Raw genomic sequence first — 18,702 nt, forward strand, 5'->3', positions numbered from 1 at the left:
CTTCGCTTCCCCTGCCCCCGGTCCTGAGGTGGTCGAGTCCCGTGTCACGCACTGCTGCGCTCCAGCTCGCCGAGACGGCCGCGCGCCCCGGCCCGGTCGGCGAGCGGGCGCAGGCGATGCTGGACGAGCTGCACCAGCACATCCCCTTCGACGGCGCGTGGCTGGCGCTGGCCGAGCCGAACGGCACGGGGTACCGCTCGGTCGCGAGCACCGACCTCGACGAGTCCTGCGTCCGCTACCTCAGCGGCCCGCAGATGGCGCTCGACATCGAGAGGACCGGCGCCGATCGCGAGCGGCCTCCCCTCAGCCTGTCGGACGTGCCCTACTCGCCGAGGGACCTGCAGACCTGGGCGGAGTGCCTGCTCCCCGCGGGATTCCACGAGACCCTGTCCGTCGCCCTGTTCGAGGACGGGGGCCGGCACGTGGGCTTCATGACGGTGCTGTTCCGGAGCGCGGCATCGCCGTCGCAGGCGGTCCGCCGACGCCTCGCTCGACTCCTGCCGACGCTCACCTCGGGCATCGACCCCGTCCGCTCGCTCGCCGCGTCGGCCTCGGTCGTCGGCGGAGCCGGAGCAGGCGTGGTCCTCCTCCCCGACCACGGCGTCGCCTCCCTTCCGGGCCTCTCCGCGGACGAGCTGCTCGCCGCCGATTCGGCTCTGATCGACGCCGCGAGGGACGCCCTCGCCGAGGGGCGGAACTACGCCTCGTTCCTCTGGCCCCGCGGACGCCGGCAGTCGCCGGACGGCTACGTGCGGGTGACCGTGCTGGCCTGCGAGAGAGAACTCACCGCAGTGACCCGCGGAGTCGTCGTGCTCTCCCCCGCGACGCGCCTGCGGGGCCTGACACCGCGGGAGCTGGAGGTGCTGGGCCACGTGATCGAGGGGTGCTCCAATCTCGAGATCGCCCGGGCGCTGAGAGTCGCTCCCCGCACGGTCGCCGCTCACCTCGAGCACATCCTGGTCAAGCTGGACGCCACGTCGCGCACGCTCGCGGCCGTCCGCGCCGAGCGCGCCGGCCTCTACGTCCCCCTCTCGCGAGCCCGGCGGGGGTGAGCTTCGCGCAAGGCATCACTGCGATGCGCGACCGGACGACGAACCACCGTTCAGAAAGGAACCGTCATGTCCCACCTGTCCGTCAAGGCCGGTGTCGCCGCACTCGTCGGGGCAGCCGCCGCGGCGATCACCGCGCTCCTCGGTGTCCCCGATCTGTCGCCTCTGCTCGGCTGGGCGATCGCCGCGGCGGTGTTCCTCGTCTGGGCCTGGTCGACGGCGTGGCCGGCCGACCCCGAGCGCACCCGCGAGCTCGCCCGCCACGAGGACCGGTCCCGGAAGCTGGTCGACTCGCTCATCATCGCCGCCACCTTCCTCAGCCTCGTCCTCGTGGTCATCGCGCTCCTCCGCAGTCAGCAGAAGGACCCCGTCGGATCCGCGGCCGCGATCCTCGCGGTCGTCGGGGTCGTCGCGGCCTGGGCGCTCATCAACACCGTCTACGCCTTCAAATACGCGCGCATGTACTACCTCGACGACCGCCACCGCTTCGACTTCGACCAGGACGAGGACCCGTCCTACAGCGACTTCGCCTACACCGCCTTCTCGATCGGCATGGCCTACAGCGCGAGCAGCATCACCCAGTCCTCCACCCCGTCACGTCGCATCGCCCTGGCCCACGCTCTTCTGTCCTACTTCTTCGGCACCTTCGTCGTCGCCGTCGCCATCAACCTGATCACCGGCCTTACTCAGGGAGGGTGAGGAGCGCGGTGTTCGAGGTCAAGAAGGAGCGACGGTCGGCCGCGGACCGAGACCGAGGCCTCGACCTCCGGTCCCTCGATCAGCCGGCGGTCACCGGGTCGGAGGAGCGCGAGATTCCGAGTGCCCCGCGTTCGTGACCACCATGACGCGGCGCCGCCGCGTCCTCTCCCTCACCACCGAGACGCGAAGCGGCTTCGCCGCTCCTGGGAGAGATCACCTGGTCCGTATGGGAGAACGATGCTGATCGAGTAGCCCGCGCGGCGGGCGTATCGAGATCCACCACCGTCAGAACGCGAGTCTGCAGACCCGCCCTGCTGATGACGTCGGGTCTCGATATGCCCCTGCGGGGCTACTCGACCAGCATGGGCGGGGCGGGGTCACCGCCCCGACCCGCTCACCCGAGCAGGTCGAGGCCGCCCTCGGTCACGACGGCCCGCACCTCGGTCAGGTAGCGCCGGGCCTGCTCGGTGAGGGGGATGGCGGAGTGCCCGATCCAGCCGATCTCGATGCGCTCGTCGACGTCGAGCGGGACGGCGACGATGGCCGGGTCGAGGTCGTCGCTGATGATCCCGGTCGAGATGGTGTACCCGTCGAGGCCGATCATGAGGTTGAAGATCGTCGCCCGGTCGGACACCCGGATCTCCCGGTCGCTCGACAGCGTGGAGAGGATCTCCTCGGCGAAGTAGAAGGAGTTGTCCGCCCCCTGGTCGAAGGTGAGCCGCGGCAGATCGGCGAGATCGGCGAGGGTGACCCGCTCGCGCGAGGCCAGCGGGTTCCTCCGCGAGACGAAGATGTGCGGCAGGGCGAGGAAGAGGGGATGGAAGGCGAGTCCCGCGTCCCGGAGGATCTTGTCGATGACGTCCCGGTTGAAGTCGTTCCGGTAGAGGATCCCCAGCTCACTGCGGAGCGTGCGGACGTCCTCGATGATGTCGCGGGTGCGGGTCTCGCGCAGCGAGAACTCGTACTTCTCCCCCTCCGTGCCCCGGACCATGCGCACGAAGGCGTCCACGGCGAACGAGTAGTGCTGCGTGGACACCCCGAGCAGGCGGCGCGACGGAGGCCGCCCCAGGTAGCGCTGCTCGAGGAGCGCCACCTGCTCGATGACCTGCCGGGCGTAGCCGAGGAACTCGGTCCCCTCGGTGGTGAGCGTGACCCCGCGCGCGACGCGGACGAGGAGGGCGCGGCCCACCCGGGTCTCGAGGTCCTTCATCGCCGCGGACATGGTCGGCTGGGCGACGTAGAGCAGATCGGCGGCGGCGGAGATCGAGCCCTCGGAGGCGACCTCGACGAAGTAGTGCAGCTGCTGGAGCGAGATCCCGCCCGTTCGACGTGCCATAGGTCGGGACTATACCTCGGCATAGTCGCGCCGGATTCTTCGATGCCTCCCGGTGACGGGCACTCTGGGTCCGCACGCTTCCACCAGGGCCGGTGCGGCCTGCTGATCACCGGATTGAGCGCTCATGGCGAACGACGTCACCTTCAGGATCACCACGACCTGCTTCGACGAGCACTACACGCCGTCGGCAGGCTCGCGGGCCACCACGAACTTCGCCAACCTCGCCCGGGGCGAGCACCGCCGGCAGAACCTCCGCAACGCCCTGACGATGATCGACCGCCGGTTCAACGACCTCGCCCACTGGGACAACCCCGGCCGGGACCGCTACGCCGTCGAGCTCGAGATCGTCTCCGTCGAGGTGCGGTTCCCCGCCGAGGAGGCGGTCCGCGACTTCCCTCTCCTCGAGGTCCTCGACGTCACGATCTGCGACAAGCTGACCGGCGTGCGCCACCGCGGGATCGTCGGCAACAACTTCTCCTCCTACGTCCGCGACTTCGACTTCAGCGTGCGGCTGCCGGCGGCGAACAAGGGGGCGGCGGAGTTCACCGTTCCGGACGACTTCGGCGATCTGCACGGCGCCCTGTTCCAGAGCTTCCTCGACTCCGACGCGTATCGGGAGCGCTTCTCGGCGCCGCCCGTCATCTGCATCAGCGTGTCGACGAGCAGGACCTACCACCGGACCTCGAACCACCACCCGGTCCTCGGCGTCGAGTACCGGCAGGACGAGCGGTCGTTGACCGACGAGTACTTCGGCCGGATGGGGCTGCAGGTCCGGTACTTCCTGGCGCCCGGCTCCGTCGCGCCGCTCGCCTACTACTTCCGCGGCGACCTGCTCAACGACCACTCGAACCTCCAGCTGGCCGGCACGATCAGCACGATGGAGACGTTCCAGAAGATCTACCGCCCGGAGATCTACAACACGAACTCCGCCGCGGCGGACGTCTTCCGGCCGAGCCTCCAGCAGCAGGACTACTCGCGGACGCAGATCGACTACGACCGTGCCGAACGCGATCGGCTCGCCGTCGAGCAGGGCGCCTACACGGCGGAGCACTTCATCGAGCCGCACCGAGAGCTTCTCGACGCCTGGGTGTCGAAGCACCGGACCCCCGCCCGCTGATCAGAGAAGGATCGCCACCCGTGAACACTCTCCTGCCCACCTCCATCGCCGGCAGCCTGCCCAAGCCCTCCTGGCTCGCCGAGCCGGAGACCCTGTGGTCCCCCTGGAAGCTCGAGGGTGACGAGCTGGCCGAGGGCAAGCAGGACGCCCTGCGCATCGCCGCCCACGAGCAGCACCGGCGCGGCATCGACATCATCAGCGACGGCGAGCAGACCCGGCAGCACTTCGTCACGACCTTCATCGAGCACCTCGCCGGAGTGGACCACGTGAACCGCGAGACGGTGCGAATCCGGGACCGCTACGACGCGAACGTGCCGACCGTCGTCGGCGCCGTGAGCCGCGAGCGGCCCGTGTTCGTCGACGACGCGACGTTCCTCCGCCGGCACACGTCCCAGCCGATCAAGTGGGCCCTCCCCGGGCCGATGACCATGATCGACACCCTCGCCGACCGCTACTACGGGAGCCGGGAGGAGCTGGCGTGGGAGTTCGCGGCGATCCTCAACCAGGAGGCGCGGGAGCTCGAGGCCGCCGGCGTCGACATCGTCCAGTTCGACGAGCCGGCCTTCAACGTCTTCCACGACGACGTCCGGAACTGGGGGGTCGCCGTCCTGGAGCGGGCGGCGGAGGGGCTGCGCGCCCAGACGGCCGTGCACATCTGCTACGGCTACGGGATCAAGGCGAACACCGACTGGAAGCAGACCCTCGGACCGGAGTGGCGCCAGTACGAGACCTCGTTCCCGCTGCTGCAGCGCTCCACGATCGACATCGTGTCGCTGGAGTGCCACCACTCCCGCGTCCCGATGGAGCTCATCGAGCTCCTCCGCGGCAAGAAGGTCATGCTCGGCGCGATCGACGTGGCGAGCGAGACCGTCGAGACCCCGGAGGAGGTCGCCGACACCCTCCGCAAGGCCCTCCGCTTCGTCGACGCGGCGGACCTCCTGCCGAGCTCGAACTGCGGCCTGGCTCCCCTGCCGCGCGGGGTCGCGCTCGGGAAGCTGAGCGCGCTGACCGCCGGTGCGGCGATCGTCCGCGCGGAGCTCGCCGGCTCGGCGGCCTGACGGCCGGCGCCTCGAAGGCGGGGAGCGACCCGGGCGGTGACTCAGCGGGCGATCTTCTCCTCGAGGACAGTGCGCTCCGCCGCGTTCGTGCACAGCGCGAGCGCCCGCGTCCACTCGGCGCGCGCGTCGGCGGTGCGGCCGAGCCGGGCGAGCAGCTCTCCGCGGACCGCGGGGAGGAGGTGGCTGCCGGCGAGCTCCCCGCGCGCGTCGAGGTCCTCGACGAGGGCGAGCGCGTCCTGGGGTCCGGTCGCCATCGCGACGGCGACCGCCCGGTTGAGCTCGATGATCGGCGAGGGCGTCAGCCGCCCGAGCGCTTCGTAGAGCAGTACGATCCGCCGCCAGTCGGTCTCCACGACCGACGGGGCGACGGCGTGGCACTCCGCGATCGACGCCTGGAGACCGAAGGCACCGAGACCGCGCGGCGAGACGGCCTGCGCGAGAGCGGCGCGCCCGCGCCGGATCGCGCTCCGATCCCAGAGCCGCCGGTCCTGGTCCTCGAGCAGGATCGCGCGCCCGTCCGCCCCGAGCCGGGCGGGGAACCGGGCGGCGGTGAGCTCGAGCAGGGCGAGGAGCGCGAGCACCTCGGGCTCGGGTGCGAGGGCGACCAGTCCCCGCGCGAGGCGCCTGGCCTCGTCGGCGAGGTCGGTGCGCATCCAGTCGTCCCCGGCGGTGGCGGACGAGCCCTCCGTGAAGATCAGGTAGACCACCTGCAGCACCGAGCCCAGGCGGGCGGGGCGCTCCTCCGCGTCGGGGACGGCGAACGGGATCCGGGCGGCGGAGAGGGTCTTCTTCGCCCTCGTGATCCGGGCCTGGATCGTCGCCACCGGAACGAGGAACGCCTGCGCGATCTCGGTCGTGGTGAGCCCGCCGACCAGCCGCAGCGTCAGCGCGATCCGGGCCTCCTTCGCCAGCAGCGGATGGCAGGCCGTGAACATCAGCGCGAGCACGTCGTCCTCGATGGCGTCGGGGTCGAAGAGCGCATCCGAACCAGGTCCCGCCTCGTCGAGATCACGGGCGAGCAGCGCGTACCGCTCATCACGCGCCCCGCGCCGGCGGAACGCGTCGATCGCGCGGCGCCGGCCCGTGGTCAGCAGCCAGCCGACGGGCTCCACCGGCACGCCGCCGACCGCCCAGGAGACGAGCGCTTCCGCGACCGCCTCCTGGGCGAGGTCCTCGGCGAGATCCACGTCGCCGGTGTAGCGGGCGAGGGCGCCGACGATGCGGGCGGACTCCATCCGCCAGACCGTCTCGACGGCGGCCCTCGCCTCAGAGCTGGCCGGTCTGCTCACGCCAGGCGCGCTCCCGCTGCACGTACTCGTTGTCCTGCGGGAACTCGTCGATCGAGGGGATCCGGCGGATCTCGGCCTTGCCGCCGCCGGTCATCGGCGCGCGCTTGGCCCACTCGACCGCCTCCTGGATCGAGGCGACGTCGAGGACGTAGTAGCCGTTGAACAGCTCCTTCGTCTCCCCGTAGGGCCCGTCCGTCACGACCGGGGTCTCGCCGCTGAAGTCGACGACGACCCCCTGGCTCGGGTCGTCCAGCCCCTCCGCCGCCAGCAGCACGCCGGCCCGGATCAGCTCGTCGTTGAAGCGGCCCATCGACTCCAGCATCTGGCTGAAATCGGTGTTCATCATCGCGGCCAGCGACTCGTCGGTCGCGCGCCAGATCAGCATGTACTTCGGCATCAGGGGATTCCCGTCTCTCAGTGATGGAAGGAGCGTCGTGCGACCTTCTCACCCCGAGGTCGAACGGCGCGATCCCGGATCGACACCCGTCGCGAAGAAAGTCCGGCCGGCCCTTCAGTGGTGTCGATTCTCGAGGGTCAGCGGCCGCCGCGCATGCCGCCACCTCCGGCGGCGGCCGTGCCCGCGGTGACGGTGGCGAGGGTCGTGCCGTCGGCGGTGAGGGTGTAGCTCTCGCCGGAGGTGATCTCCGGGCCGGCGTAGACGACGCCCGCGATCGTCTTCGACGTCGTGAACGTCGTGACGGTGGTGCCGTCCGCGTCGGTGATCGTCACATCGGTGCCCGCGGGGAGGGTGCTGCTGAGGGCGGAGAAGATCCAGCCCTGGGTCGAGGACGCGTCGGGCGAGACCATCATCCCGGCGCTTCCGGTGGCGAGCACCTCTCCGCCGGTGACGACGAGGGTGCCGTTGACGTCGAGTGCGCCGTTGCCGCTCTGCTCGGGGCCGTTCACGACGAGGCTGCCGCCGCTGATCGTCGCACTGCCGTTCGAGTCGAAGCCGTCGCCCTCGGCATCGATGGTGACCGTGCCGCCGCTGAGGGTGATCACGGAGCCGTCGTCGCCCTCGCCGCCCATGCCTCCGCCGGGGCCGCCCGTCGTGCCGGTCGCGGCCCCGTCGGAGTCCGTGCCGGTTCCGCCGGAGGCGTTCAGGCCGTCGTCGCTGGAGACCACGGAGACGTCGCCGTCGGTGATCCGGATGTCGGCGCTCTCGATCCCCTCGACCGAGTCGGTCACGGCGATGTCGGCTCCATCGAGGAGCAGGGCCGAATCGGCGTGGACGCCGTCGTCGCCGGTGGCGAGCGTCAGGGTTCCGGCGGTGGTGTGCACCCAGGTGTCGGAGTGCACGGCGTCGTCGGCGGAGTCGATGGTCACGTCGCCGCCCTCGAGGTCGACGATGATCCCGGCCTTGAGACCCTTGGCGGAGGCGTCGGTCGCGAGCTGCGCGCCGCTGCTGCCTCCCGCGGTCAGGTCGAGGGTGCCCCCGGTGACGACGATGTCCGTGACGGCGACGACGGCGTCGCCCTGCGCGTCGACGGTGATGTCGCCGCCGGTGATCGAGACGAAGCCCGCGGTGGCGTCCTCCTCGTTGTCGGAGGTGAGTCCGTCGCCGCCGGCGGTGACGGCGAGGGTGCCGCACCGGACGACGAGGTAGTCCTTGCCGCGGATGCCGTCGTCGACCGCATCGACGGTGATGGTGCCGGAGAGGATGACGAGGCCGTCCTTGCCGGTGATGCCGTCGTTGCCGTTGCCGTGCACATCGAGGGATCCGTCGCCCGTGATGGTGAGGTCGGCGGCGCTGTAGAGCGCGGCGTTCGACTCGGCGTCCTCGGCGTAGGAGGCGGTGTCGCCGAGGGTGTTCGTCGATCCGGTGGCGAGTTCGACGACGACGTCGGAGGCAGCGGTGATCGTGATGGCGGAGCCGGTGGAGCTCGTGATGTCGACGCCGTCGAGCACGAGTCGCACGGTTCCTTCGGCGGTGGTGTCCACCACGACCTGGCCGTCGGTGAGGGTGCCGCTGAGGACGTAGGTGCCGGCGTCGGTGATGGTGACGGTCGAACCGTCGACGCGCACGGCGTCCCCGTCTGCCGCGGCGCTGTCGCCGGAGAGGGTGATGCTCGTAGAGGCGGCGTCCGCGGCCTGGTCGGTGGCGTGCACGGCGGTGTTCGCCGCGAGGATCTGCGTGGCGGTGGAGTCGAGGGAGGTGCCGACGGCCTGGACGGTGGTGCCCGCCTCCGTGTCGTCGGTGCTCGTGCCGGTGGGGGCGGTGGAGCTCGAGTCGGTGGTGGTGCCGAAGGCGGAGCCGGCGACCGCGGCGGCGCTGCAGCCGGTGAGGAGAGCGCCGGTGAGACCCAGGACGGCGAGGACGGACAGCGGGCGGGAGCGGTTGTGCATGGTGGTCCTATCGGGGAGAGACGACTCGGGCGGGGGCCCGGTCGAAATGACGGTCGAGGGTGCGCGTCCACTTGTTGGCGGGGAGCTCGGAGCGGAACGCGGCCATCCCGGTCCCGTACTTCGAGAGCGAGACGGGGCGGTGGCCTTCGGCCCAGAGCGCCCGGTCGACCTCGGACGGGCGGGAGGCCGACTTGGTCTCGACGACGACCACGGCCGGTCGATCCAGCACTCGGGCGGGTGCGCTGCGCAGCCGCCAGACGAGGCGGGTGTCGATCGTGGCGCGGGTGGCGGATCCGGGAAGGAAGAGCGTCGTCCGGGCGTACTCGGTGGACAGCACCGGGGCGAGTGTCCGGGAGTCCAGGGCGATGCCGGTCGCGGCGAGGGTCTCGTCGATGTAGGCGAGACCCTCCGCGGTGAGCTCGTCGCGCCGACCGGCCGGGTGGTCGATCCGCTCCTTGACGGTGCTGCTGCGGGATCCGCGCGTCTTCACCTCGAGGTAGCTCGTCGCGGAGTCGAGATAGGTGCGGGTGCGGATCTTGAAGCGCCGCCGGCGGCCGCGCACGGCGAGGTGGTAGCTGTCCAGCTGCGGAGTGTCGAAGTAGATCGACCCGTAGTCGCAGTCGCGGCGCCCGCCGATCTCGAGAACCCGCGTGCTGTCGTCCAGTCGGGCGAGTACGGAGTCCAAGCTGCCCGCGGGGATCAGGTACTTGCGGTCGATGCGGGTCTGCAGAGACGCCTGCTCTACGAGCTCGGGGAGGCTGATCGCTTCGAACGACTGCAGGCGCGACGTCGTCACGGCGGTCATCGCGAGACCGGGACGCCGACGGCGGAGGTAGCCGGGGCGAGCTCGTCGTGTTGCCCGCCGCGGGAGCGGCGCTCCGCGACGTCGAAGCGGACGTCGACCTGCGTGGTGTCGTTGACGAGATCGAGCTGGCGGACCTGCACTGACCGGATGCGGCCGCCCAGCAACGCGGCCAGGTGCTCGGTCAGGGCGCCCTCGTCGGTGAAGGCGCTGTCCAGAGTGATCGTCTGCTGACGGATGCGCGGGAACAGCCGCGGGTGGTCGGCGATGAACAGGACCGCGATGATCAGCGCGATCAGGCCGACCGTCAGCGCGGACGGCGCGGTGCCCAGGCCGCTGATGAGGCCGATGGCCAGAGCGGAGAAGTAGTAGGCGACCTCGTGCTGCTCGATCTCGTCCGAGCGCAGACGGATGATCGAGAGGACCCCGAAGAGACCCAGCCCGAGACCGGCTCCGACCGTGCTGGAGGCCAGGACCAGCGAGACGGCGAGGACGCCGACGTTCACGCCGAGGAACGCGGCGACGAGGTCCCGCCGGCGATGGCGGGGGAAGTAGATCCCGAACGTCAGCAGAGCGATGGCGACGAGGTCGATGGCGACGGTGGCGAATGCGAGCACGAGAACTCCTGAAGACGGGCCGACCCGAGGTCGGCGAGCGAGGTGTCCCCCATTCAGCCGCCGCGTCCTTTGCGCTTCCTATGACCCGTCTATGACGCTCGCCTGCATCGTCGGGCGGGCGGTGATCGCCGCGCGGAGCCGGTCGGAGACCAGCAGGTCTCCCCCGGTGCCGCAGGCGAGGACGTCCACGTCCCAGCGGGAGAGGACGCGGTCGAGGGTCGGCTCGCCGCCGGCGAGGACCGCGGTGGCGAGGACGTCGGCGGTGAGGATGTCGCGCGCGAGGACGGTGACCTGGCGGAAGCGCACCCCGTCCGCGTCGTGCGGGCGCCGCCAGACGTGCTCTCCGCGCTCCGCGGTGCCCGACGTCGCGACGGCGCGCCGGTCGCCGGTGAGCGGGACGGCGCACAGGAGCGATCGGCGGTCGTCGGGGTCGACGATCCCGATCCGGACCGGATCGGCGTGGGCGTCGACGTCGACGGCGCGGGATCCGAGGACGTCGCCCCCGACGGTCAGGAGCCACGGCGCGTCGCCGCCGCGCTCCAGCAGCCTGCCCGCCGCCGCGATCGCGCGGGCCTTGACCGTGCCGGCGAGGTCGAGCACGCCGTCCGGGCGGTGCGGGGTGAAGGCGCCGTCGGTGGCGGTCCGCCACTCGAGGGCCTCGGCGTAGGCGTCGCGCATCTCCGCGCTCGCGTCGGCGAGGCGGAGGCGGCCGTCGGCGATCCTGCTCGCCTCCGACTCCGGCCGGTACAGGCTGAACCGCTCGTCCGCGGACCGGAAGACCGCCCGGATCGCCGCCAGCGGCGCGTCGGCCTCGGCCCGGAGGCTCGCGACCGTTCCCATCGTGGGGAAGGTCGAGATCACAGGCCGGCCTGGTCGATCGCGGACTGCAGCGAGTCGAGGTAGGCGTCGCTGGTGTAGGTCGCGCCGCTGACCGAGGCGACGTCGGCGCTCTGGGCGGCGAGGACCTCGCTGCGCAGGATCGGTGCGGCACGGTTCGAGATCGAGACGGAGCGGTTCTCCTCGTCCGTCAGCTGCAGCGCGGTGACGTCGGTGATCGCGCCGCCGGCGACGGCGATCGCGACCTGCACGTCGCCGTAGCGGGTCGCGACGGCGGTTCCCGTGTAGGTGCCGTCCGTTCCGCCGGCGCTGTCGGTGCCGCCGGTGCTGTCCGTCCCGCCGGTGTCGGCGGGCGCCGGGGTCGACGACGGAGTGGAGCTCGGTGTCGGGACGTCGAACGTGCCCGAGCCGCTCGAGCCGCTCGAGGCCGTCGCTGTCGGAGTCGGAGTCGAGACCGCCGGCGCTGCGGCCTCCGGCGTCAGTGCAGCGGGGCTGGTCCCCGCGGTGCCGAGGTCCCAGCCGATGACGAGGACCGCCGTGGACGCGACGATGCTCGCGAGGGCTGCGCGTGTTCTCACCAGCTGAAGCTCTCGACGTGGATCCGGTGCTCGGGGAGGCCTGCGCTGCGGGCGTCGCGGAGGACGAGCTCGCTCCAGGCGTCCGGTCCGCAGACGTAGAGGTCGGAGTCGAGCAGCCGCGGGAACACCGAGGTCAGCGTGACGCCTCGCGAGAGAGCCTCGGCGGACAGCCAGGTGTCGCTGCCGGACGGGCGATGCCCCTGCATCCAGTAGAGCGTGCCGCCTCCGCGGCGCACGAGCTCGCCCGTCTCGTCCCAGAGGCGGTCCTGCGCGTGGTCCGCCCCGCGCAGGAGGACGGTGGCCTCGCCCGGCTGCAGGGCAGTGTGCTCGAGGAGTGCGCGCGCGGGGGTGATGCCGATGCCCGCGGCGACGACGGCGAGGAGTGGAGCGGTGCGCGCCGTGTCGGTGAAGATCCCGTAGGGGCCCTCGATCGACACGGCCGTGCCCGGCCGCAGTCGAACGAGGCGTTCGGTGCCGGCGCCCAGCACGCGGACGGTGATCCTGGCGGTGCGGTCGGTGGGGACCGCGGAGAAGGAGACGGGGTGGGCGTGCCACCAGGTGCCGGCGCTCCAGAACCGCCAGATCGCGTACTGACCGCCGACGGCGCCGAGGGAGCGCATCCGTCGCCCGGTCAGGTGCAGCGAGAACACCCCGGGTGCGATCGTCTCGACCGCCTCGACCCGGATGCGGTGGCGGAGGGTGCGCACGACGGGCACGGCGAACCGGAACCACGCGACGGAGCCGAACGCCGCGACGTAGAGGGCGATCCAGTAGGCGCGCTGCGCGGACCCCTCGGCGAGGACCTGACCGGCGGAGAGCTGATGCGGCACCGCGACGAGCACGGCCGCGTAGCTGAGGAGGTGGATCGCGTGCCACGCCTCGTAGGCGAACCGGCGGCGGACCGCGACCAGCGAGGTGACCACGACGAGCAGCAGCAGCGCGGTCGCGAGCAGGGCGAGCAGCATGTCGCTGCCGGAGTAGAGGGCGAGGCTCTCCTGCACGAGGTCGAGCCCGTCTGTCATGGCGTAGCCGACCGTGAGGAGCAGGCCGTGACCGAGGATCAGCAGGAGGGCGGGCTTGCCGAGCCGCCGGTGCAGCGCCGTCGCGACGTCCTGACCGAAGGTGCGATCGATCCACGGGATGCGCGCGGCGAGCACCAGCATCAGCAGGAGCAGATCGGTCCCCACCAGCCCGGCGACGATCCCCGCCGCCGACAGCGCCGTCGGGAGGTCGGTCACGGCCTCCGGACCACCGGAGGCGAGGAACAGCGCGATCGCGACAGCAACCGAGACGACGCACGCGGTCACCAGCGCATCGGCCGAGCGCCTCCGTCTCCGGAGGGCCCGGCGGCGGCGCTCACCCGAAGAGACGTCCACCCCCGGGCCATCCGCCGCTGTGGGCGCCGGTCGAACTGTTCGCAGCACCGTGCTCATCGCATCGACCTTCCCTGCGTGTCACCCTTCGCGGGGTCCCCGCCGGGAGATCAGGATCGGCGACGACGCTATGCGCGTCCGATGAAGAGGCCATGACTCGCCTTCACAGGAGCACCACGAGTCGTTGGACACGACGGGATCCCGATGGCGCTGCCACCTCGGTCGACACGGATCGGACAGCGATCCTCTCCACGAGAGTGCAGCGGGAGGGTCATGGCATTCCGATAGCGATCGGCGAGCGACACCACATCGACGACAGGAAGCCTGGGGGTCTCCCCACCAGCACAAGAACGGTTCCCGCTCATGACGCCACCACTTCTGGAGAAAGCCTTCGACACGCGTCTCCACTCCGGAATTCTTCCTCCACCACCCAGTCCGAGAAGGTCTCGGCGGTGGCGGCGTCTCTCCGCCCTGGTCTCCGCGAGCGTCTTCGGCAGCGCGCTTATCGTCGGGGTGAGCATCGGGCTCGGTGCTCCAGCGGTCAGTCCGGTGACGCCTCAGATCGGCGCGGCGGTCGTACCGCCCGCCGGTGCCGCAGCCGCTCCTCCCGCAGGCGAGGACGCGGGTGCGCCCGTGGACGACGACGGCGTCGACGGCCAGGGCCGTGCCGGCCGTGATCAGCGAGGAGGTGGCCGTGACGATCGGTCAGGCACCCCGGGCCGCTGACCTGCGCCGGGCGCGGGCACCACGCGGACAGGCGCTCTCGGCGTCCGCTCTCCTCGCACTGTTCGTGATCGGCGCGACTGCGGTGTCCCTGCTGGCTGTCGTGAACACGCCGCAGCCGCTGATGCTGAACCTGCCGCTCCTCGCTCACCTCAGCGGGCTGCTCGCCGGCTACGCGATCACGCTGATGCTCGTGCTCATGGCCCGGGTTCCGGCGCTGGAACGCGGCGTCGGTGCCGACCGGATGGTCCGGTGGCACGCCTTGCTCGGCAGGACCACGCTCATCCTCATGCTCGTCCACGCCGTCGCCGCGACACTCGGCTGGGCCGGCGCCCAGGGCATCGGCGTCCTCGCCGCGACGACTCAGGTGCTCGCCATGCGCGGACTGGCGGCCGCGACCGTCGCCACCGGACTCCTCCTCCTCGTCGGTGTGCTCTCCGCTCGAGCGGCGCGGAAGAAGCTCCGCTACGAGACCTGGCACACCTTGCACCTGCTGACCTATCTCGCGATCGCGCTCGCCTTCTCCCACGAGCTCGCCGGCCCCGACCTGGCCGGCAGGCCCGTTGTGCAGATCCTCTGGAGCGTCTTCTACACGATGAGTTTCGCGCTCCTGATCCGTTACCGGGTCATCGCCCCGCTCCTCCAGGCCTCCCGACATCGCCTGCGCGTCGTCTGCGTGGAGCGGGCCGGCCCGGGCACCGTCAACCTGATCGTCGCGGGCGACGACCTCCTCGACCTCGACGCCGAGCCCGGCCAGTTCTTCCGCTGGCGCTTCCTCACCGCGAGAACCTGGCGCACCGCGCACCCCTTCTCGCTCTCGGCTCCCCCGGCCCATGACTCCCTGCGTCTGACGGTCAAGGCCGTCGGCGACGGCACCCGGATCATCCAGTCCCTCCGACCGGGAACCCGGATCCTCGCCGAGGGCCCCTACGGCGCCATGACGCAGCGGCGACGCACGCGCCACGGACTGCTGCTCATCGCCGGAGGGGTGGGGATCACTCCGATGCGCACACTCTTCGAGACGCTGCCCTTCACCGGCGGGCCGATCACGCTCCTCTACCGGGCGCCGACCCTCGACGACGTCCTGTTCCGGGAGGAACTCGACTTCATCGCCGCGACCCGGCGCGCGCACCTCGTCTACCTCCTCGGCTCCTCCCGGGACCCGGCGAACGCGATGACCGCGGAGAACCTGACCCGACTCGCGCCGGACCTGCGCCACCGCGACGTTTTCATCTGCGCCGGCCCCGCCCTCACTCGAGCCGCGAAGACGGCACTCCGGCAAGCCGGGCTCCCTCGCAGAAACCTGCACCAGGAGGACTTCACCTTCTGACCTTCCGCGGGCGTACTCGATAAGCACTCAGCGGCACCGAGTTCGTCGCCGCGGGCGAGGGCGGCACCAAGCAGTTCCACCACCCCCACGTCGGGGACTGAAACTCCGCGTGTTCGACGATGAGCACGCGCTCGAACTCGCCGAGTACGGTGAGCATCACTCGGCCGGTCGAGCATCTCAGAGCAGCGCCCCGCCGATGAGATGTGCGTTCATGAAACCGCGAGCGCGAGCGCTGTCGTCGAGAGCGACCCAGCTCGGGTGAGCGTCGCTTCCGACCGGCTCGAGGAGGGCGCGGAGGCGACGACGATCGTTTTGACTCATTCCTTCGTAGTCGAGCTCCGAGGCGTCGGAGACGCAGGCGAGGAGGACCGCTGCGTCGTCGAGGTGCCGGCCGCGGTCGCGGTTGTCGACCAGGTACGCAGCGCCTTTGGCGACGAGCGCACCGAGCTCGTCCGGGACACCGAGTTCGACGCGCGCTCCGCTGGTGAAGGTCAGCGTGCAGATGTCCCGACGGTCGATCGCCTGCTGCCCGGCTGGTGCCGCGAAGGCGGGGCGCAATGCCAAGCGTGGTCGCATGCGGGAGGGCAGGTGGTCCGCGACCATGATGTCCACCGTGCGACCATCGACGTGCTTGAACCGATAGGCGTAGTGGTCTCCGTCCGCGAGCTCGAAGCCGATCCCGCGGAGCGCGGTACGGGCGTCGACGAGGCTCGACCGGTGTGTCCAGTAGTCGACGAGCGCGTCCATGTCATCGGTGGGGCGACGCATGACGACGTCGGCACGGCGTGCGTGCACCGCGACCATGAGCCCTCCGACGAGCGTGAGGTTCCCAGCGATACCGGTGCCGGCGACCTCGACGACGGTCTGCCAGGCGGGGAGGAGGTCGTCGTCCGCCGTGTGGACCGTCAGTGCCGCGCCTGCCATTCCCGCCTCAATTCCGCCAGTGCCCGCAACCCGCCACTGCGCTCACGGGTGTCCGTGCCGACTGCGAGATCCGCGGCGATGACCGCCACGGGCATCACATCACCGTCGTAGTCGAAGGGGAGAGTGTTGGCGTAGATCGTGTCGCCCCCGGAAGGCGACGCGACCAGGAAGCTCTTCCGGGCGTAGTCCTCGACGCTCCCCTGTCGCGTGTACCCGGACACCTGCCGAGCATCATCCATGAGGCCGACGTCAAGAACGCTGCCGACGGCGCGGCCGGTCGCGATCAGGCCGGCGGCCGCCTTGGCCGGGTTGGCCGCCGTGAAGGAGTAGGCGCGCGTCCGATCGGCGACCGCGCGCGCGATCTCGTCGGGAGCCATCTCTCGAATGCGCGCTCCCACGCGGGAGCGAGTGCTGGGCTGGAGCCACGTCGCCCTGAGACCGCTCAACTCCCACAGCAGCCCCCAGGCGGTCGCCGGATCCATCTTCCGGCCCTTGCCGCGGCGGGCACGGGCCTCGTAGCGAACGACTGAGTCACTGTGGGCCAGCCACACGCCCGTCGAGAGTCGACGGCCACCGATGGCCCCGGAAGCCACGAGGTCCGTGGCGTGGCGCCGCGAGATCTCGAGGCGCGCGGCGAGCTCGGATGTCGTCAATTCAGCCATTGCAGATAACCTCCCATCGAGGAACTATTCTGGCATGCAGCGGCGACGGCAAGCCGGCGCCGCACGCGACGACGATCAGCGCGATCCCGTCGCCCACCGTCGCTCACCTGCCCGCGCACCGTCGTGGACACCCGGTCGAGCGGGACGAAGCGGATCACCGCGCGTGCGCCGTCGCCAGCTCCCCCCAGTGGGTCGTGGCGCGCAGCGACAGCGCGCCGCGCTTCATCGTCCAGACCGGCCCCTTGCGGATCCCGGCGAGTCCGAGGCCGACGGCGGAGCGGCCGTGGCGCTTGGTGACGGCGTCGATGGTCGCGCCGAGGCCCTTGCTGTCGAACGCGGTGTCGAACACCTCGAGGAGGGCGTGCGAGTCCCGCGGCGACAGGTTCGTGAGGATCACGCCCGCCCGGACATACCTCGCCCCCTCGCGCAGCCGCGGCCGCAGCGTCCCGATCGCCGCCTTGACGATCGCCACCGGGTCGTCCGTCGGCACGGGGAAGCCGGCCAGTCCGCCCGCGGACTCGTACGGCGCGTCCGCGAACGGCGACGTCGACGCGAAGACGCTCATCGTCTTCGCCACCGACCCCTGCGCGCGCAGCCGATGTGCGGTGCGCTGCGCGTAGACGGAGAGCACCTGCTCCATGTCCGCGATCGTCGTCACCGGAGTGGCGAACGAGCGGGAGAAGATCAGCTGATCACGCACCGTCCGCGCCGCCTCGAGCGGGATGCAGTCGACCCCGCGCAGCTCGTAGACGGAGCGCTGCAGCACCACGGAGAACTTCTTCCGGATCAGCGCCGGGTCGGCGTCGCGCAGGTCGCGGATCGTGTGGATGGACAGCTCCGCGAGGCGTTTGCCGGTACGGCCCGCGACTCCCCACAGCTCGGTGACGTGCTGCGACGCCATCAGCGCGTCGAGCTGCTCGGGGGTGTACCAGTCGGTGTCGCAGACCCCGCCCAGACGCGGGTGCTTCTTCGCGCCGCCCTTGTTGACGAACTTCGCGAGGGTCTTGCTCGGCCCGAAGCCGACGCACACGGGCAGGCCGACGTTCTTCGCGACGGCGGCCCGCATCGCCCGGCCGATCCTCGCCCGTTCCGCCACGTCGCCGTCGACGCCGAGGAAGCTCTCGTCGATCGAGTACACCTCCTGCCAGGCCGAGTAGCGGCCCAGCAGCTCCATCACCCGCGCGGACAGCTCGCCGTACAGCTCGTAGTTGCTGGAGCGGGCGATCACCTCCGGGAGGCGTCCCGAGCGGATGAGCGGCTCGACCGTGAACCAGGGCGTGCCGTTCTCGATGCCGAGCTTCTTCACCTCGTCCGAGCGGGCGACCACGCAGCCGTCGTTGTTCGAGAGGACGACGACCGGCCGCCCCTGCAGCTTCGGGTCGAACAGCCGCTCGCAGCTCACGTAGAAGCTGTTCACGTCGACCAGGCCGATCCGCCGCTCAGAGCGCACGGTGCAGCCGGTGCAGGCAGACGGTGACGACGCCCCAGATCTGGAGGTCGCTCAGCTCGGCGACGAGGATCGGCGGGTAGTCCGGGTTCTCGGCTCGCAGCACCACTCCCCCGGGGCTCAGCTCGAGCCGCTTGACGGTCAGCTCGCCGTCGAGGATCGCGATGACAACGCTCCCGTGTGTCGGCGTCAGCGAGCGGTCGACCACGAGCTCGTCGCCGTCGCTGATGCCGGCGCCGGTCATGCTCTCGCCCGAGACGCGGACGATGAACGTCGAGGTCTTGTCCCGGATGAGGTGATCGTTGAGGTCGAGCGAGCCGTCGAAGTAGTCCTGCGCGGGCGACGGGAAGCCCGCCGCCACCGCGTCGGCGGGGACGAGGAGGGAGACGGCCACGGCGTCCCGGGCCGGGGTCGCGATGCGGTCCACCACGGTCACGCTCATCCTCAGCCCTCCTCACCGGATCGAACATGTGTTCGAATACGTCCGAGTGTAGGTCGACCCCACCGACATCGGC

The 18,702-nt window shown here is 71.1% G+C and carries 18 protein-coding genes; 5 read left to right on the top strand and 13 right to left on the bottom strand.

Annotated elements, in window-relative coordinates; genetic code table 11:
* The first annotated feature begins 41 nt into the window (after window positions 1-41).
* Window positions 42-1,052 carry a LuxR C-terminal-related transcriptional regulator gene (locus tag EDF22_RS08550; protein ID WP_123703989.1) on the top strand — a complete coding sequence of 337 codons (1,011 nt, stop codon included), beginning with the start codon at window positions 42-44 and terminating at the stop codon, window positions 1,050-1,052.
* A gap of 66 nt (window positions 1,053-1,118) precedes the next feature.
* The gene (locus tag EDF22_RS08555) at window positions 1,119-1,748 is read left to right on the top strand and encodes a DUF1345 domain-containing protein (protein ID WP_123703991.1); all 630 of its coding nucleotides are present in this window, start codon (window positions 1,119-1,121) and stop codon (window positions 1,746-1,748) included.
* Window positions 1,749-2,142: 394 nt separating this feature from the next.
* Here the strand turns inward: EDF22_RS08555 and EDF22_RS08560 are convergent, their stop codons facing one another.
* Window positions 2,143-3,084: a LysR family transcriptional regulator gene (locus EDF22_RS08560; RefSeq protein ID WP_123703993.1), complete on the bottom strand. Its 942-nt coding sequence runs from the start codon at window positions 3,082-3,084 to the stop codon at window positions 2,143-2,145.
* A 124-nt stretch (window positions 3,085-3,208) separates the two neighbouring features.
* Here EDF22_RS08560 and EDF22_RS08565 point away from each other — a divergent pair, with 124 nt between their 5' ends.
* On the top strand, window positions 3,209-4,201 hold the full coding sequence (locus EDF22_RS08565; protein WP_123703995.1) for a putative oxygenase MesX: 993 nt from the start codon (window positions 3,209-3,211) through the stop codon (window positions 4,199-4,201).
* A gap of 20 nt (window positions 4,202-4,221) precedes the next feature.
* On the top strand, window positions 4,222-5,259 hold the full coding sequence (locus EDF22_RS08570) for a methionine synthase (protein WP_123703997.1): 1,038 nt from the start codon (window positions 4,222-4,224) through the stop codon (window positions 5,257-5,259).
* Between the two features lie 41 nt (window positions 5,260-5,300).
* Here the strand turns inward: EDF22_RS08570 and EDF22_RS08575 are convergent, their stop codons facing one another.
* The 8 genes from EDF22_RS08575 to EDF22_RS21430 form a co-directional block, all read right to left on the bottom strand.
* Window positions 5,301-6,494 carry an RNA polymerase sigma factor gene (locus EDF22_RS08575; protein ID WP_123703999.1) on the bottom strand — a complete coding sequence of 398 codons (1,194 nt, stop codon included), beginning with the start codon at window positions 6,492-6,494 and terminating at the stop codon, window positions 5,301-5,303.
* Between the two features lie 31 nt (window positions 6,495-6,525).
* Window positions 6,526-6,945, bottom strand: a complete 420-nt coding sequence (locus EDF22_RS08580; protein ID WP_123704001.1) for a YciI family protein — start codon at window positions 6,943-6,945, stop codon at window positions 6,526-6,528.
* 137 nt (window positions 6,946-7,082) lie between these two features.
* Window positions 7,083-8,894 (bottom strand): carbohydrate-binding domain-containing protein, encoded by a 1,812-nt coding sequence (locus tag EDF22_RS08585; protein WP_123704003.1) that lies wholly within the window; start codon window positions 8,892-8,894, stop codon window positions 7,083-7,085.
* A 7-nt stretch (window positions 8,895-8,901) separates the two neighbouring features.
* Window positions 8,902-9,699, bottom strand: coding sequence for a polyphosphate polymerase domain-containing protein (locus tag EDF22_RS08590; RefSeq protein ID WP_123704004.1), 798 nt, complete (start codon window positions 9,697-9,699; stop codon window positions 8,902-8,904).
* Window positions 9,696-10,313 carry a DUF4956 domain-containing protein gene (locus EDF22_RS08595; RefSeq protein ID WP_123704006.1) on the bottom strand — a complete coding sequence of 206 codons (618 nt, stop codon included), beginning with the start codon at window positions 10,311-10,313 and terminating at the stop codon, window positions 9,696-9,698. Before EDF22_RS08595 ends, EDF22_RS08590 begins: the two co-directional genes overlap by 4 nt.
* A gap of 78 nt (window positions 10,314-10,391) precedes the next feature.
* A complete protein-coding gene (locus EDF22_RS08600) occupies window positions 10,392-11,174 on the bottom strand; it encodes an FAD:protein FMN transferase (RefSeq protein WP_260303357.1) in 783 nt (260 codons plus the stop codon).
* Complete coding sequence (locus tag EDF22_RS08605; protein WP_123704008.1) at window positions 11,171-11,728, bottom strand: FMN-binding protein; 558 nt, start codon at window positions 11,726-11,728, stop codon at window positions 11,171-11,173. Before EDF22_RS08605 ends, EDF22_RS08600 begins: the two co-directional genes overlap by 4 nt.
* Complete coding sequence (locus EDF22_RS21430) at window positions 11,725-13,035, bottom strand: ferric reductase-like transmembrane domain-containing protein (RefSeq protein WP_311316353.1); 1,311 nt, start codon at window positions 13,033-13,035, stop codon at window positions 11,725-11,727. Before EDF22_RS21430 ends, EDF22_RS08605 begins: the two co-directional genes overlap by 4 nt.
* A 760-nt stretch (window positions 13,036-13,795) precedes the next feature.
* On the opposite strand from EDF22_RS21430, the gene EDF22_RS08615 reads away from it, so the two are divergent.
* Complete coding sequence (locus tag EDF22_RS08615; protein WP_221180896.1) at window positions 13,796-15,154, top strand: ferric reductase-like transmembrane domain-containing protein; 1,359 nt, start codon at window positions 13,796-13,798, stop codon at window positions 15,152-15,154.
* A 177-nt stretch (window positions 15,155-15,331) separates the two neighbouring features.
* Here EDF22_RS08615 and EDF22_RS08620 read toward each other — a convergent pair whose 3' ends face one another.
* The 4 genes from EDF22_RS08620 to EDF22_RS08635 form a co-directional block, all read right to left on the bottom strand.
* A complete protein-coding gene (locus tag EDF22_RS08620; RefSeq protein ID WP_123704012.1) occupies window positions 15,332-16,078 on the bottom strand; it encodes a hypothetical protein in 747 nt (248 codons plus the stop codon).
* Complete coding sequence (locus EDF22_RS08625) at window positions 16,060-16,740, bottom strand: hypothetical protein (RefSeq protein WP_123704014.1); 681 nt, start codon at window positions 16,738-16,740, stop codon at window positions 16,060-16,062. Before EDF22_RS08625 ends, EDF22_RS08620 begins: the two co-directional genes overlap by 19 nt.
* Window positions 16,741-16,894: 154 nt before the next feature.
* A complete protein-coding gene (locus EDF22_RS08630; RefSeq protein ID WP_123704016.1) occupies window positions 16,895-18,190 on the bottom strand; it encodes a Y-family DNA polymerase in 1,296 nt (431 codons plus the stop codon).
* A complete protein-coding gene (locus EDF22_RS08635) occupies window positions 18,180-18,629 on the bottom strand; it encodes a LexA family transcriptional regulator (RefSeq protein WP_123446383.1) in 450 nt (149 codons plus the stop codon). Before EDF22_RS08635 ends, EDF22_RS08630 begins: the two co-directional genes overlap by 11 nt.
* Window positions 18,630-18,702 lie beyond the last annotated feature (73 nt).

Source organism: Rathayibacter sp. PhB127 (assembly GCF_003751665.1).
Classification (GTDB): domain Bacteria; phylum Actinomycetota; class Actinomycetes; order Actinomycetales; family Microbacteriaceae; genus Rathayibacter; species Rathayibacter festucae.

What these genes read in the sequence shown, in the direction of transcription:
- EDF22_RS08555 (WP_123703991.1), top strand. Translation starts at nt 1,119, where the DNA reads ATGTCCCACCTGTCCGTCAAGGCCGGTGTCGCCGCACTCGTCGGGGCA.
- EDF22_RS08560 (WP_123703993.1), bottom strand. Translation starts at nt 3,084, where the DNA reads ATGGCACGTCGAACGGGCGGGATCTCGCTCCAGCAGCTGCACTACTTC.
- EDF22_RS08565 (WP_123703995.1), top strand. Translation starts at nt 3,209, where the DNA reads ATGGCGAACGACGTCACCTTCAGGATCACCACGACCTGCTTCGACGAG.
- EDF22_RS08575 (WP_123703999.1), bottom strand. Translation starts at nt 6,494, where the DNA reads ATGGAGTCCGCCCGCATCGTCGGCGCCCTCGCCCGCTACACCGGCGAC.
- EDF22_RS08580 (WP_123704001.1), bottom strand. Translation starts at nt 6,945, where the DNA reads ATGCCGAAGTACATGCTGATCTGGCGCGCGACCGACGAGTCGCTGGCC.
- EDF22_RS08585 (WP_123704003.1), bottom strand. Translation starts at nt 8,894, where the DNA reads ATGCACAACCGCTCCCGCCCGCTGTCCGTCCTCGCCGTCCTGGGTCTC.
- EDF22_RS08590 (WP_123704004.1), bottom strand. Translation starts at nt 9,699, where the DNA reads ATGACCGCCGTGACGACGTCGCGCCTGCAGTCGTTCGAAGCGATCAGC.
- EDF22_RS08620 (WP_123704012.1), bottom strand. Translation starts at nt 16,078, where the DNA reads ATGGCAGGCGCGGCACTGACGGTCCACACGGCGGACGACGACCTCCTC.
- EDF22_RS08625 (WP_123704014.1), bottom strand. Translation starts at nt 16,740, where the DNA reads ATGGCTGAATTGACGACATCCGAGCTCGCCGCGCGCCTCGAGATCTCG.
- EDF22_RS08635 (WP_123446383.1), bottom strand. Translation starts at nt 18,629, where the DNA reads ATGAGCGTGACCGTGGTGGACCGCATCGCGACCCCGGCCCGGGACGCC.